The sequence below is a fragment of the Agrobacterium sp. 22094 genome, assembly GCF_052046015.1.
GTDB classification, from domain to species: domain Bacteria; phylum Pseudomonadota; class Alphaproteobacteria; order Rhizobiales; family Rhizobiaceae; genus Agrobacterium; species Agrobacterium cavarae.
The window spans coordinates 128,841-143,086 of the sequence record NZ_JBQEPX010000007.1 but is presented as its reverse complement, the minus strand read 5'-3'; the positions used below and the strand labels follow the sequence as shown (position 1 = coordinate 143,086).

At 55.7% G+C, this 14,246-nt stretch carries 13 protein-coding genes; 3 read left to right on the top strand and 10 right to left on the bottom strand.

Annotation, left to right across the window (positions count from 1 at the left end; all coding sequences use genetic code 11):
• The first annotated feature begins 31 nt into the window (after nt 1–31).
• Nucleotides 32–976 (top strand): alpha/beta hydrolase family protein, encoded by a 945-nt coding sequence (locus ACTJK5_RS21965; protein ID WP_440613253.1) that lies wholly within the window; start codon nt 32–34, stop codon nt 974–976.
• Nucleotides 977–1,198: 222 nt separating this feature from the next.
• On the opposite strand, the gene ACTJK5_RS21960 is transcribed toward ACTJK5_RS21965, so the two are convergent.
• From ACTJK5_RS21960 to ACTJK5_RS21950, 3 genes are all read right to left on the bottom strand, one after another.
• Nucleotides 1,199–1,477 carry an HU family DNA-binding protein gene (locus ACTJK5_RS21960; protein WP_062597722.1) on the bottom strand — a complete coding sequence of 93 codons (279 nt, stop codon included), beginning with the start codon at nt 1,475–1,477 and terminating at the stop codon, nt 1,199–1,201.
• Between the two features lie 449 nt (nt 1,478–1,926).
• Nucleotides 1,927–3,108 (bottom strand): SGNH/GDSL hydrolase family protein, encoded by a 1,182-nt coding sequence (locus tag ACTJK5_RS21955; protein WP_440613252.1) that lies wholly within the window; start codon nt 3,106–3,108, stop codon nt 1,927–1,929.
• Between the two features lie 3 nt (nt 3,109–3,111).
• Nucleotides 3,112–3,687: a TetR/AcrR family transcriptional regulator gene (locus tag ACTJK5_RS21950; protein WP_440613251.1), complete on the bottom strand. Its 576-nt coding sequence runs from the start codon at nt 3,685–3,687 to the stop codon at nt 3,112–3,114.
• Between the two features lie 1,037 nt (nt 3,688–4,724).
• On the opposite strand from ACTJK5_RS21950, the gene ACTJK5_RS21945 reads away from it, so the two are divergent.
• A complete protein-coding gene (locus ACTJK5_RS21945; RefSeq protein ID WP_440613250.1) occupies nt 4,725–5,798 on the top strand; it encodes a nucleotidyltransferase family protein in 1,074 nt (357 codons plus the stop codon).
• A gap of 275 nt (nt 5,799–6,073) precedes the next feature.
• Here the strand turns inward: ACTJK5_RS21945 and ACTJK5_RS21940 are convergent, their stop codons facing one another.
• The 3 genes from ACTJK5_RS21940 to ACTJK5_RS21930 all read right to left on the bottom strand — a co-directional run bounded on the left by ACTJK5_RS21940 (nt 6,074) and on the right by ACTJK5_RS21930 (nt 9,005).
• Nucleotides 6,074–6,769 (bottom strand): autoinducer binding domain-containing protein, encoded by a 696-nt coding sequence (locus ACTJK5_RS21940; protein WP_440613249.1) that lies wholly within the window; start codon nt 6,767–6,769, stop codon nt 6,074–6,076.
• A gap of 59 nt (nt 6,770–6,828) precedes the next feature.
• Entirely contained in the window at nt 6,829–8,052 is a 1,224-nt protein-coding gene (locus ACTJK5_RS21935) for an 8-amino-7-oxononanoate synthase family protein (RefSeq protein ID WP_296074411.1), read from the bottom strand.
• Between the two features lie 107 nt (nt 8,053–8,159).
• The gene (locus ACTJK5_RS21930; protein ID WP_296021802.1) at nt 8,160–9,005 is read right to left on the bottom strand and encodes a winged helix-turn-helix transcriptional regulator; all 846 of its coding nucleotides are present in this window, start codon (nt 9,003–9,005) and stop codon (nt 8,160–8,162) included.
• Nucleotides 9,006–9,205: 200 nt separating this feature from the next.
• Here ACTJK5_RS21930 and ACTJK5_RS21925 point away from each other — a divergent pair, with 200 nt between their 5' ends.
• The gene (locus ACTJK5_RS21925) at nt 9,206–9,424 is read left to right on the top strand and encodes a hypothetical protein (protein ID WP_440613248.1); all 219 of its coding nucleotides are present in this window, start codon (nt 9,206–9,208) and stop codon (nt 9,422–9,424) included.
• Between the two features lie 255 nt (nt 9,425–9,679).
• Here the strand turns inward: ACTJK5_RS21925 and ACTJK5_RS21920 are convergent, their stop codons facing one another.
• The 4 genes from ACTJK5_RS21920 to ACTJK5_RS21905 are packed head-to-tail and all read right to left on the bottom strand — an operon-like array spanning nt 9,680 to nt 14,186.
• A complete protein-coding gene (locus tag ACTJK5_RS21920) occupies nt 9,680–10,339 on the bottom strand; it encodes a winged helix-turn-helix domain-containing protein (protein ID WP_296021805.1) in 660 nt (219 codons plus the stop codon).
• A 21-nt stretch (nt 10,340–10,360) separates the two neighbouring features.
• Nucleotides 10,361–11,140: an SDR family NAD(P)-dependent oxidoreductase gene (locus tag ACTJK5_RS21915; protein WP_440613247.1), complete on the bottom strand. Its 780-nt coding sequence runs from the start codon at nt 11,138–11,140 to the stop codon at nt 10,361–10,363.
• Complete coding sequence (locus tag ACTJK5_RS21910; RefSeq protein ID WP_440613246.1) at nt 11,137–12,852, bottom strand: acetolactate synthase catalytic subunit; 1,716 nt, start codon at nt 12,850–12,852, stop codon at nt 11,137–11,139. The genes ACTJK5_RS21915 and ACTJK5_RS21910 overlap by 4 nt, the downstream gene beginning before the upstream one ends.
• Complete coding sequence (locus tag ACTJK5_RS21905; protein ID WP_440613245.1) at nt 12,852–14,186, bottom strand: aspartate aminotransferase family protein; 1,335 nt, start codon at nt 14,184–14,186, stop codon at nt 12,852–12,854. Before ACTJK5_RS21905 ends, ACTJK5_RS21910 begins: the two co-directional genes overlap by 1 nt.
• Between the last annotated feature and the right edge of the window lie 60 nt (nt 14,187–14,246).

Sequence of the window (14,246 nt, the reverse complement as noted above, 5' to 3'; positions counted from 1 at the left end):
AATCGAAATCTACCTTTGAAGGTCCGGACCCATGAACAATCTGATCAATCTCGCAAAGCATATTCCGACGCCTGAAGCCACTCTCACCGTGGCCTACACGCCGATCCGTCTTTCGATGCCCGGCCGTCAGCCGCTGGAATTGCGTGTGACGGCGCCCGGACACGGCGATAACCTACCGATCGTGCTGCTGTCGCATGGCTACGGTCCATCCAACTATATTCCGTCTAAGGACGGCTACGCTCCCCTTGTCCAGTTCTGGGCGGAAAGAGGGTTCGTCGTCATCCAGCCGACGCATGCGAGTTCGCGGGTCGGCGGCCTGCCGTCAGATGGACCCGGCGCGCCTTTCTTCTGGCGTGAGCGTGTCGAGGAGATGAAGGCGATCCTGGACCAACTGCCGGAGATCGAGAGACAGGCGCCGGCCGTTGCTGGGCGGATGGATCATGCACGCATCGGCGCGGTGGGTCATTCATTTGGCGGCCACACCGTCGGGCTCCTGCTCGGCGCACAGGTGAATGGTGAGGATTTTTCCGATCCACGCATCTCGGCGGGCGTTCTCCTGACAACACCAGGACGCGGCGGCAAGGACATGACGCCTGAGAGTGCTGCCCGGTTTCCCTTCTTCGACGTCAATTTCTCGACCCTGACGACACTCAGCCTCGTCGTTTGCGGTGATATGGACAATCCGCATTTTACCACCCGCGGTCCTGAGTGGCATGCAGATGCATTCCAAGATGCACCGGGCGCTGAGGCAATGCTGATGATGCACGGGGTCGGGCATGGTCTTGGCGGCATTGCAGCTCTCGACGCAAAGGAAACAGAGACTGAAGCACCAGACGTGCTGGAAGCGACACGGCGTCTTACGCTCGCCTGGCTTCAGACCGCGCTCGGCGCGGACAAGGGCGCTTGGCCGAGAGCTTGCCTCGCGCTTAAGGGTGAGGCAGCAACGCTTGCGACGGTTAGAGAGAAGCAGCTTTAGTCGCCGTGGCAGTTGGCTCGGTTGAAGCCGCGCCAATGATGAGAAACCGGGCGCCACGTGCTGGCGCTCGATGCACTCGACAACCCGAGCCTCCCGGTCCCGATCTACCCAACGCCGACCGAGGTTGAGGGGGAGGTAAGCCTCTCCCTCATCTCGCCCTGATCAAACCTAGACTGATCTGGAATGCCCCGCCCGCCATTGCGCGGCTCTCCAGGTTAGGGGTCACTTGTTCAGTGCATCCTTGAGCGCCTTGGCAGGCGCGAAGGTCAGCTTGTTGGAAGCCGCGATCTTCATGGCTTCGCCAGTTGCGGGATTGCGCCCTTCGCGCTCAGGCGATGCCTTCACTTTGAACTTTCCGAAGCCAGGGATCGAGGTTTCCGCGCCGGAGCTTGCTGCGTCGGCAATAGCGTGAAAAACGGCTTCGACGATTGCCTTGCCCTGAACCTTTGTCAGGCCGTTGTCGGCGGCGATCTTGTCGGCAATTTCATTGGTGGTAGTCATGGAAATATCCTCGAAAGTGAAACAATACCAAATCCGTGTCAGTTTCTGGCCTGCCTGTCATCAGGGACGAGGGCGGCATCGCTTACATCAGGTGGCTGTCCACAACTCGTTCCGATTTTTATCCGCCTGCGGCGTCTGCGAAGGACATTGAGGAACAGGCATACGGTCTCGCTTTCACTGTCGAAGAGATGGTCCATCTGCTGTCCACTCGTTCGATCTCTCGCTCCCCAAGGCCGCATAAGCGCGTCCTCTTCCAGACAGTGTCGGCTGGACAGTCACCGCGTAAATCCGGGCTTCTTTTGATGGGCGTTGAGCTTAACATCATGGTAACAGTGCCGTTCAAGCCTTCACTGCGGAATGGCTGATGAGCATCTTTCTTGTTCGTCGCGGCGAATCGATTGGCAACCTGGATGAACAGGCTTAAGGCCAGTTTAGCGATCATATGGCGCTCAGGCCTGTTTTTTCGCTCGTGGCGTTATTTGTCGGAGGACCGGCGCAAATCGGGCCGCGATAAGGCGGTGGGTCTCAGCGTCGGGGTGCAGTCGATCCGGCAGCGGCAGACGCTCATGGTCCAACGCCCCGTATAGCTGCAGCCCATCGAAATAGTACATATTGGCGTCATCGCGAACCCGTTGCTCGACGATGGCTTTGAGATGTTCGCGCACAATGCTCAGATTGAGCTTGCCGGCGCGCGTTTCCTCCGGCTTGCCGAGGGCGACAAACGTCGTCTCGCCCTTGGCCAGGGCGTCGAGGTCAAACGTTCCTGGCCCTGGCGTCATCTCATGAATAGGACAATAAATCGGAGACACAACCAGGAGCGGCGTTTCGGGGTGTCCGTCCCTGATGGTATCGAGAAAGCCGTGCACTGCAGGGACGAAGGCACGAACACGCATCAGGTCAGCGTTGACAAGGTTGATGCCAATCTTGAGGCTGATGATGTCCGCCGGTCGGTCTCGTATGGCTCGGGCCGTGAAGGGATCGAGAAGGGCATTGCCGCCAAACCCCATATTCATCAGATCGAAGCCTGCGGCGGACGCGGCGATCGCCGGCCATATCCCGGTGGGCGAAGCAGCGTTCGATCCATGGCTGATCGAGCTGCCGTGGTGAACCCAGACGGGCTTTTCCGGGCTTGTTGACGGGACGATAGGAGCATTTGCTCTAAGCGCCCCGAGCTCGGTGACTTCGTTATAGGGCAGCCAGATTTCGACACGCTTTTCTGTGCTTGGCAAATCGTCGAACCGTAGGGTCTGAGCACCCGCCGGTTCCCGAACCGTGGTTCCAGAAGCCATATCAAGGCGCAGGATGGCCGCGTCCCTGACGGATTGCTGGCAGTAAAGGTGACCATCAACACACAGGTCATAGATGCCCACCGGGCGAGGCGGCACGCCCACAATCTGTCGCCGCAAGGTCATGACGTCGAGCTCGATGGCGGTCGCTGCGGTGTCAAAAACCAGCCGGACGCCCGACGGCTCGGCTTCTACCATCGCCAGCGTGGAGTCTGAGCATTGCGCACGGGCCCGGGCGGGAAGCCGGTGAGGGAGCAGTCCGAACTCGGTGTGTTCAAGCTGAACGAAGCCGCGCAGAAGGGTAGGTTCTATTGGCACCGACGTGGTGAGCTCCGAGTTTGTCATCTTTCAAATGCTTTCAGCTATGTTTCCTTGGCCCGCCCAGCTTTGGAGCAGGCCATCGAGGCCTTCGACGTCGCGCTTCCATGAGAGTTCGGGCTCCGGGTCGCTGTGACTGAAGCTTCCGGCCAACTCTAGAAGGGAAAAACCCAGGACGAACGAACCGATCAACCGGGTGGCGTGCACGCGATCCTCATCCTTCAACGAGTATCCGCGCAACATCGCGTGATTGACCCGGGCTAGGCGCGCCCCGCCGCTGAGGGCCGCGCTTTGCGGATCGAGTGGATAGCGCGAGGCCTGGAACAGCCCTGGGTGCTGTCGCGCAAAGTCGCGATGTGTGTTGACGAGAGCAACCAGGGCATCCTTGCCCGCGCGGCCCGCTATCGCCTCTTCTGTCCTCTCGGCCAGAGAGTCGAGCGCTAAAAGGCCAACACCCTTTTTGAGCTCGTGTAGATTTGCCAGATGTCCGTAGAGACTAGGTAGCCGGACGTCGAAGATTCGGGCAACGGCCGCTAGTGTGAGGCTTTCGAAGCCCTCGTCATCTGCAAGCCGACCCGCCGCGGCGATGATCTTGTCTTTGTTCAAACCGGCTCTCGCCACCATAACCTCTAAAACTAATGCTGTTTGTGTATTTCCTAATATCATTAGTTTTGGCGTTGTGAAGCATGAAGTTTGTGGATTGCCGCATAACGGCGGCGTTTTGGGCTTCAAAAGGCCGGCGGGAACGTCAAGTGAGGTCAGATACAGCCCTAGCCGCCAATTGTGTGCCATTTGGTCAACTCAGAGGGCAATTTGCCCCGGAGCGTATGACATGCTTAACGGCGTTTCTAGTAAGGCGGAGGAGCTCTCGCTGAGAAGGTCGCCGGTGTGACACTGCCGAAATAGCCGAGGGCTTTCTTGGCCGCCGACGTTCGCCGTGATTAGTCCGGAGACTTCGTCCTGATTCAAAAACTTTACGGTGACTTTAGCCACAGAGATCGATTTTGGTTTTTGGAGCTAATTCCATATCTGCTCGGCGAGAGCCCGCGACGGCGGCGCTACGCCAGGCGGTTTAAGGGGTGAGTGAGTTCCTAACCGTATCCAACTCTCGAGTATGTTGCGATATGGGCATTGTTGCGCGGAAATCACGAAACATGACATTGGCGAGGAACTATTCCGCGCGGCGCCCATTCCGCTTTGCGAGGAGATTGTCGCATTTCTATCCGGCCCAACTGTCGCATTACTAAATGGGCGCTACAAAGTTATATCGCATAACATTTATTATGGAACTGATTCAATGGGTTAGCCGGAATTCCGTCTCAGAGCTTTCCTGGTAGCAAGCTTCTTGCTCATCTATCGGGATCGACAGTATGGCTCGAGAGCTACCAACACGGAAGATAACCGCATCGACAACATTGTTAGAATGTTCAGCCGAAGAGGAAAAGAATAGACGTGCGTATCCCTGCGCTGAGCATGGACAGTATCGCTGATTTCACCCTCGTCGTGGTCCGGGTACGGCAAGATGGATTTTCACAGGACCTCAGAGTGGCTTTTCATGTACGAGAAGAGGATAAAGAGCGAAGCATTGACAACCCCGCACCTAGTTATAATGTTTTTGCAAATTCATTATAACTGGATCGATGATGAAACAGATTGACCTCGTTTACAGAACGGCATTCGCTGAACTCGCGCAGCGAACCTTCGATGCTCAGTTTAGGGCAGACTTCCCCCTTGAAGGTCGGTTTGTCTCCGTTCCGGTCAAGGGCCGCACTTACTGGTATTTTGATCTTCCTACCCCTGAAGGCAAGGACAAGCGGACATATGTCGGCCCAGAGGATGATGCAGACATTACTAAACGGGTGCAAGCCCACAAGGAAGTGAAAGACGATATCCGGGAGCGGCGCAAGCTCGTCACTATGCTCCTGCGCAGCGGCGGGTTGTCAGCGCCGGATCGGTTCGCAGGTGAGGTGACCAAAGTGCTTGCCGATGCGGGGTTATTCCGTTTAAGAGCGCTCGTCGTCGGTTCCGTGGCTTTCAGCTGCTATGCCGGCCTTCTTGGTGTTCGACTCCCTAGTACCTCTATGCAAACAGGTGACGCTGACTTCGCGCAGGACTTCGCCATCTCGGCCGAAGTCAAGGACAGTCTGCCTCCGATCCTCGACCTCTTGAGATCGATAGACAGCACGTTCCGGGCAGTCCCCCACCAGGCCGACAAGGCAAAAATCGTTTCGTTTTCGAATTCGGTAAACTACCGGGTCGAGTTCCTGACGACGAACCGTGGATCGGATGACTACACGGGCAAGCCATCCCCTATGCCTGCACTTGGAGGCGCCTCTGCCGAAAACTTGCGGTTCTTGGACTTCCTGATTTACGAGCCCGTGCGGACCGTCTTGCTCCACCGGGAGGGCGTGAGCGTAAATATCCCTTCTCCCGAGCGGTATGCCGTGCACAAGTTGATCGTGGCGTCTAGGAGGCGCACAGACGTCCTTGGGCGTGCCAAGAGGGACAAGGACCTCGTACAGGCTTCTTTACTGTCTGAGGCGCTTGCCGAGACGCGGCAAAGCTATTTGCTAGCTGACGCGTACCACGAGGCGTGGGGGCGTGGAGAAGCGTGGCAGGAGGCTATCCGGTCGGGCCTTAGGTTAATGCCGGACCACGGCAAGCTGGCGTTGGCAGATGCCCTCGGAGTCACAGTAGATCAACTCGGTAACGGGTAGGTAAATCTAAGCACACGTCTGCAAACCATTGCCGCCATCACCCGGTAGCTGACGAAAGCCATGGCGTGGTTGATAGCGAAACGGAGAAGGCGACGACTTCGCCGTCAGGTACGAAATGGTGTCCGCTATCCTTCCCCAAGGACGTAGGATTTTGATGGTGCTGGATCGGCGATACGGTAGCGCCGTGTCCTGCCGGCGTACATACTACCGGGGAGGTGCTGGAATTTGCAGTTTTGTTCGACCATAACGCGTCTGCCACACTTACTGCCAATCCTTCAAATCAGTTGTCGCTCTTTTGCTGCCGCTGTTGCTTGAGCGAGGGATACGGCTCCCAGTGCCTCTTTCGCGTTTTGAATGACGAACCGCACGCCTCCATAGGAAAGGCCTTCCAGATCAGCTACGACAGAAATACTCTTGCCTTCGGCGATCCAACGCAGGCACCTTGTTTCTTTTGGATTTAGGCTTGCAGTCGTTGTTTGCGTCCGCGTGTGTTTCAGGCGGACATGAAGTTGCGCTACTGCTGTCGCTGCTAGAACCGGGTCGGTACCAGAGATGTCTGCTGGCACCTCGGATGGCGAATAAAGCGAAAACAGCGCTTGGTGGCCAAAACCGGTCGCAATCGGAACGGTCACGCCACTCCGGATACCCAGTTTTCTCGAAAGCCTCCGCATTGTTTTTGTCGTCTCAGTGGGATTTTTCTGTTTCCCCTGTTCCGACCATGAATAGATCACGCGTCGCCGCCTTGCATTCATGATCTCCGGGGATTGGAGTATTCGTCGCTGCCTCAGGAATGTCTCTTGCCACTCAAGAGGCAAATTCGTTTGGTAGTCGATTATTTCGCACGTAAGCTTGAGATAACAGAAATACGCAAAGCCCCCTTCCTGGGTCAGTTGATGCAGCCTTTCACATATCTGGTCTGCGTTACCTGGCAGCGCGGTCAGATCGAGAAGCTTCGTGAACCACGCATTCATGCCATGGCTCCGCGCAGACGGTGAAGTCTTGTTCTCATGATACATGCTGGATCCGTGGGTCAGCACTTAGAGATAGCTTCGCAGAGCCGTCGAACGTCCATTTCGTCATGGGACGCGGTAAGGCACACTCGAACCCCTGCCCTTCCCTTGGCGACTGTCGGAAAGAATATTGCCGAGGTGTAAAATCCATTGTCCAGCATTTGCCGCACGACGGAGACGGCCCGATCTTCTGACCCCAGATGGATCGTCCTGATAGGGAGCAATGCACCCCTTTGCTCCGTTTGCACCAAGTCGTCGAAGATTGCGAGATTGGCTTGGAGGACCGCTTGTCGATGGGCCAACTCATCCGTTTGGTGAAGTAGAGCGGAGGCATTTGCAGCGCCAATCGCTGCGACATTGAGCGAGGCTGAAAAAGCATGCGCTATTGAGTATCGTCGGAACAGCTCTTCCTGCCGAGCTGTCGAGAGCATCAGAAGCCCTCCTGAAGCGCCGAAACCTTTGCCGAGAGACGCCGCTATGATTGTTCGTTCGTGCAGTTGTCCTGCCAACTGCGATCGTGCAAAACCTTCACCTCTTTTGCCCCAAATTGAAACTCCGTGAGCATCGTCAATATAGAGGAACAGGCCGTATCGATCTTGGAGAGTCCTCAGGTCAGCAATCGGAGCGCTACCGCCCATCGAATAAACTCCGTCACAGATATAAGCCACCGTTTCGTTTACACGACACAAGTCTTCAAGAGCGTTCATGTCGTTGTGAGAAATGGTCTCCACTCGTGTTTCGAGCGCAAGAGTTCCTTTGTGAAACGCCAGCGTTGCGTGGGCGTGACGGTCGAACACCATGAGGGGCTTTTTCCCCGATGTGAGATGTCCCGACGCGATGATTGGTAAAGCTCCCATGTTGGCCGCAAGCACAGTGGTGTAGGTGACAACGCGCGCTTGAAAAAGACTGGAGAGCCGTTCTTCCAGGTCAGCAAGAATCGCGAAATTAAGTCGGGTTCGCGCACAAGACCAGTGAAGGGCGCCATATCTTCGCATGGCCTCTATAGCACCTTCGATAAGCGTTGGATGGTTGTCCAGGCCGAGGTACGAGCACCTTACGAAATCGGTCACCTTTCGCACGGACTGGCCGTCGTCGATGATGTCCACCGTACGCCCTTCACCGGGGATGGCGTAGACTGCCATCAGGCCCTGATTATGCGCTGCTGAGAAATAGCTTTGCGCGTGATCGATGAGATCTCGGGTGTTGCGTGTGGGGTGATAGGACTTGTGTAAATCGGTTATCATCGGTTCGCTCCGCCGCATTTTCAACATGCCGAGGAGCTTCGGCGAAAATTGACGTCGTTCAACAAACGGCGTCGAAATGTTAAATGAAAGCTTTGCGACGCCCGATTTCATAATTCGGTTGATGTCCGCCCCCCTTCTGGCATGTCGAACTCGATGGCATAGCCGTTGGTCCTGGCGGTCCGGATCACATTTCTACCTAGGGCAGTCTGAAGTTGTCGTCTGAGACGACCGACGTGCACATCTACGGTGCGTAACTGCACATACACCTCGGGTGGCCAAGCGTTTTCTATCAGGTCGTTTCTACTGAACACTCTCCCTGGGTCGCTCAATAGGTGTGACAGGAGTTTGAATTCGATTGGACCGAGATGCAGTGACTTGCCGTTCACAATTGCCTGTTTACGGCTATGATCAACCTCGATTGGCCAAAGTTGAGATGCTTCAACGGCCGACGGTCGATCGTGTTTGCTTCCGGGAGCGAAATTTATGCTTCTTAGAAAGGCGATGAGATGTGGCGGCCAGAAGGGTCGGACGAGGCACTGGTCCGCGCCCTCTCTCATCAGCGACATGTAGAGCTCCGTATTTCCATTGGGGATTGCAGCGAGAAGCGGGAGAGCTGTGGTGGCTTCCTTGGACTTTATCAACCGACAAACGCTGACAGCATCGTCGACTTCTGCGTCCAAGACGATGCCCGCAACTCCGCAAACTGACAATTTTTCTTCCAGATCCTTTCGATTGCACAAAAGAGCGCTGAAGCCTGCGCCGTTGAGAATATGTTTCAGGATGGTGAAATAGTCTGGATTGTTTGTGTAGACTGCTATCTTCGACCACTCAGTCGCGTTCTCGGTCATTGATATCCTCGCAAGCTTTATCCTGCACATCAATTTTGATGTCACAAAATCTTCGAAAATATCGCTTATGATATTTGATGTCCTATTATAACTGTCAGAAATCATCTGAAAAATTTATATTCGGTTGAAATCGTCAAAAATTTGTGACATCAAAAAAATACGTGTGTGTTGTGTCACTCAGCTAATATTCGAAGTCACGCTGCAAGGAAGCCAAGGGGCGAAAATACAGCGAATGCCTGTATCTCATTTATGAGCCAAAACGCCCGGCTTCATCCTAATTCCTGCGTCTGGGCGTAGGAGGCACAATGACATATTCGAGCTACACGGCGGGACATTCGCGCCGTGCCTACAATCAAGTCAACGACGCGCGTCTCAATTCAGCGGCTGACTTCGTTCGCGGCCTATTCGGTGAACAGGCAGCCACAGCTGTTGCGTTCTGCGCTCTGGATGCGCGACTTGACGGTGACGCAGAAGAATTCAGGTTCTGGACCGCCGTGTTTAAGAAGCTCACGACGTTCAACTAGGTTGGTGCGGCGAATTCCTGGTCTCTTGACCGACGTCGATATGATGATGCGACCTGTCGCTGCGGTTCACTACAAAACTCAAACTGGTGGAGTTTAGCGTCACCGCAGCAGCGCCAATTGCGTATAAAGACGTAAGGAGCGTCGGCGAACTGCGCGAAATGAGTGTCCACTCGATGACGGCGTCGAGCACACGCGCGGCAGTAGCAAACTTATTCGATGAAGGCTACCGTACTGAACAACTTGCGATCAATGGCATTATTTGAGGACGTAGCCCTCTCCACGAATGGTCCTGATCAAGTCGCTGCCACATGAGCACAGCTTGTGCCTTATCCGACCAATATGAATATCTACAGTCCGCGGCTCGACGTTCGCCCCCGCGGGCCAGCAGGCGTCAATAAGATCGTCACGGCTGACGACACGCTCGGTATTCTCGGCGAGATGCTGCAAAAGCCTGAAATGAAGCGGTGTAAGTTCAATCTGAGAATTGCCGCGTTTCACCCGTCTTGCCGCAACATCTATCTGGACATCAGCAAAACGAATTATGTCTGAGCCGCGTGAGCCGCCACGTTCAACTTGGTCGCTGCGCAAAAAATCCAGAAGTTCTTGCGGTTCGAATGGGCGGTTGATGACAAAGTCGAAGAGTTGATTTGCATTGTAAGCCAAGCGCTCTTCGGCAAACGGAAAAGCGACCAGGTCCAAATGAGTTCGGTCAACTTGAAGCCGATTTGCTGCAGCCATAAGAGTACATGCGGGGAGTGCAAGTATGGCTGCACCCTTACCTGCCATCGCCTTAGCTTTGGAGACTATCCCGTCGATGCTTGAGGCAATTTCCACCGTATGCTCTGCCTGCTGAAGCACGTATCGGAGTATGAGGTAAAGTTCAGGGTCGGTGGTGTGAACGATGATAGGACGCACTATCGCTGCTCCCAAAAGGCCTCAGGTTGGTACGAACTCGCCGCCGTTGACGTCCAAAATTGCCCCGTTGATGAAGCTTGCCTCTTCCGAAACTAAAAAAGCAACTGCGGCGGAAACGTCTTCCGCCACCCCCAATCGACCTGTAGGGATACGTTTCATTGCCTCGATATTCACGGGGCTTTCTGGCGAGCCGGACATCGGACTTATAATTCGGCCCGGAGCGACCACGTTTACGGTAACGCCTTTGCCCGCAAATTCACTGACGAGAGCCCTCGCAAGTCCGCCCAGTCCAGCTTTTGAAACCGTGTAAGCGACACCAGCCACCTGAGGCCGGGTGCGAGCGGCGAGCGAGCCGATCAGCACGATCCGACCGAAGCCTCGACTTGCCATCGCCCCAATCGTAGCCCGCGTACACAAGAACGCTCCTGTCAAGTTTGTGGCAATGACCTCATCCCATTCGCCGGCTTGCACGTCCCCGAACCTTCTTGCATTACCCTTCGGGTCTTTTGGGGAGATGCCGACACAGTAGACCAACGTATCGGCACCTCCCCAAACGGAGTTGACCTTCTCGCAAAACTGGTGGACATCCTGCGGGTATTTGACATCCACTTTCTCGATCAGCGCCCTGCCCGAGCCGAGCGCCTCGCCCAAACTGGAGCGCGCCGCTTGCGACGCGCTCTCCGTATGCCCAAATGCGGCCACCCTGTAGCCGGAATCAAGAAGTCGTTGAACGATCGAGAGTCCGATCCCTGACGTGCCCCCCGCGACGATTGCGGTCCTGCTCTTCCGGTCCTCGGTCATGCCGCGCTATCCATTTGTGCGAATAGGGACAACGCCGGATGGGCGTCGGGATCCGTTTTGACTTCAATCAAGAGCGGCAATGTCCGGCCTTTGATCCGTGCAAGTGCGTCGGTGAACTGGTCCGGCCCGGACACGTGAACCGCGTCACACCCGCACGCGCGAGCAATGGCGCAGTGATCGACCTCAGCGAAGTGACAAGCTGTCGTGTAAGCCCCAAATTTTACGGTCTCTGCGTCTTTCTGGAAGCCAAGAATACCGTTGTTCAAGACGATGATCGTAATAGGGATGCCCATGCGCACAAGCGTTTCGATTTCGGCCCAGCTGTGAGCGAAGCCGCCATCCCCCACTAGCGCGACAACGTCGCTTGAGGGCGCTGCCACTTTCGCCCCGATCGCTAAGGGCACTCCCCAACCAAGCCCTGCAAGGCCCCGAGGCGTTAATACACGTGTCTGAGGAGATGAGATGCGCAATTGGCCAATCACCCACATCGATGAGTAACTGGCGTCGGCGACGATCGTGGTATTCGGACCGATGAGCGTTTGAAGCTCCGCCATCACGCGCTCAGGTCTCATAGGCGCTTTGTCACAGGCTGAGTAGACCTGCCGCTCTGCGCTGAAAGCTTCCCAGCACTCGCCGAGCGTCTTCTCAACTTCCTTCCGTGACTTGGTCCGGGCATTTGGGCCAAGCGATTCTAGCTTGTGCCGCAGAGATTTGAGTGTCTCCTGCGCATCCCCAAAAAGCCGGATCGCTTCATAGTTACGGCCAATCTCCTGTGGATCAGCGTCGATGTGTATAATCGTTGCGTCGTGCGCATAGTGTCTCCAACTATCGGTTCCATTCTGGTTCGTTCTTGTGCCGACCAGAAGAACGAGATCCGCATTTTGAACTATTGGAAGCGTATGGCGGCCCAGTGATTTTGGGCCCACCAATGACGCTAGAACGCCTCCAGAGAGTGGATGAAATTCATCTACCGCCCCCTTCCCCATATTGGTTGTGAAGACTGGCAGAGAGCATCTGTCCTGCAGAAGCCTCAACTCATCGATCGCATTTGAAGTGATGACGCCACCGCCTGCTATGACGACGGGGTTGCGGGCTGCGGCGATCGCATGGGCGGCAATGTCGATCTGCTCATCTGAAGGTCTGAATCGGTCAAGTGGCCAATTACCGAGACTTCGGCGTCTCAGTCTCGTCTGCGTTGCCGAAGTCGCCCTCAGCAAATCAGCCGGAAGGAGAAGGGCGACAGGGCCTGGTCTTCCGGATGTCGCTGCCGTGAACGCTGCGTCCAGGTAATCGTCGACGCGTTCCGCTACATTGATGCGTTTGACCCATTTCGTGCAGGATTGAAAGAGGCTGATCTGATCGAGGTCCTGGAATGCGTTCCGGTCCGTCTGATCACGCTCGACATCTTGTACCAATGCGATGACGGGAACGCTTGCTTTCATCGCTTCCGCCAGGGGCGCTACCAGAAGTGCTGCGGCTGGGCCATTTTGAGCCGCAACAATTCCTACTTTCCCGGAACGACGGGCGTATCCATCTGCCATCGCCCCGCCCATGTTCTCCTGCCGGTAGGCGATTTGCCGGATGCCTAGTTTCTCGGCCGCGAGTATCACTGCTGACGGGAGGCTTTGACCGAAAATAAATTCGACTCCATGCCTCATCAGGCCTGTGGCTATCTGCTCCGCAACCGTGCAGTTTGTAGTATTCGTCGTCATTATGCGGCCTCCCCGGCTTTGTTAGAATCGGAAGCTAAAAAGTCGTCAAAGACGGAAATGATCTGGTCAGCATCCGCTTCGCTCATCGGAGTAGAGAGCGAAGCTGCCGCTCCTCGTGGCAAAATGATGCCATGCGCTGCGAAATGGCGGTGCAGGCGGCTCAGTGTCTTTGCATCGTCAGACACAGCGTGCTCATGTTGGGAACTACTCGACGCTGTTGAACTGACATGGATGCGAAATAATGAAGCGGCGCCAGTCACGAAGAAAGCTGCGTCGTGTTGGGCAATGCGTGACGCCAAACCGCCCCTGACGCGGTCGCCCAGCTCTTCGAGCCGTTCGAATGTGGCTCTCGTCAATGCCTCCATTGCAACCTTGCCCGCCATCATCGAGACAGGGTTCGCTGCAAAAGTGCCACCTTGTGGGAGTCCAGCAACCCCATTGTCACTTGCAAAGAGGTTCATGATCTCAGCTCGTCCACCGACCGCACCTATAGGGAAGCCGCCGCCGATAATCTTCCCCATCGTAATCAGGTCCGGTTCGAGACCGTATCGATGGGAGGCTCCGTGAAATCCTTGCCGCAAGTTGAGAACCTCGTCGGCTATCAGTACCACACCATGTTTCTTGGCCAGGAGGTTGGCGGTCTCAAGGAATTCGGGAAGCGGCTGCATAAGGCCGGCGCGGCTAGGCATTGGATCAATGAGAAGTGCCGCAAGACGATGCGCGTTCTCCTCCACTTTCAGTTTCAAATCCGCTACATTGTTAAAATCGATGACGATGACGTCGTCGAGGACATAACTCGGCGTACCGGTGAAGCTCGAAACCGGCATACCAGCAGCGGTTGTCTGTCCGGCTTCCGCCCAGTCGTAAGCGCCGTGATAAGCGCCTGCCAGTCGCGCAACAGCGGTCCGTCCCGTTGCTGCTCGCGCCGCTTTGATCGCAAACATGACGGCGTCGGTACCGCTGGTGACGAAGCGGATTTTTTCAACGGCAGGAATTCGATCAACAAGCAGCTCTGCAAGTTCGATCTCATGTTTCATTGGATTAGCGAAGCATGTACCGCGGCGGAGTGCTGCGGCGGTCGCCTCAACGACGGGTGAAAATCCGTGACCATGGATGAGCGTCGTGAAGTTGTTGTTCAGGTCGAGAAAACGGCGCCCGTCGACATCTGTTAGATATGCGCCCTCGCCAAAATCCGCGAAGACGGGAAAAGGATCTCTCTCAACCGTCGCCCTCGTGATGCCGCCCGGAAACACTAATCGTGCACGTTCGAAGAGTTCCTCCGATAGCTTTCCTCCGGTCGTGTGAGCCGGCGCTGCCCTGCGATCTGATGTCATAATCTCTGTCCTCACCAAGTTTGAAAGAACAGGTTTGCCTGCTCTTCACATTTTTGTTGC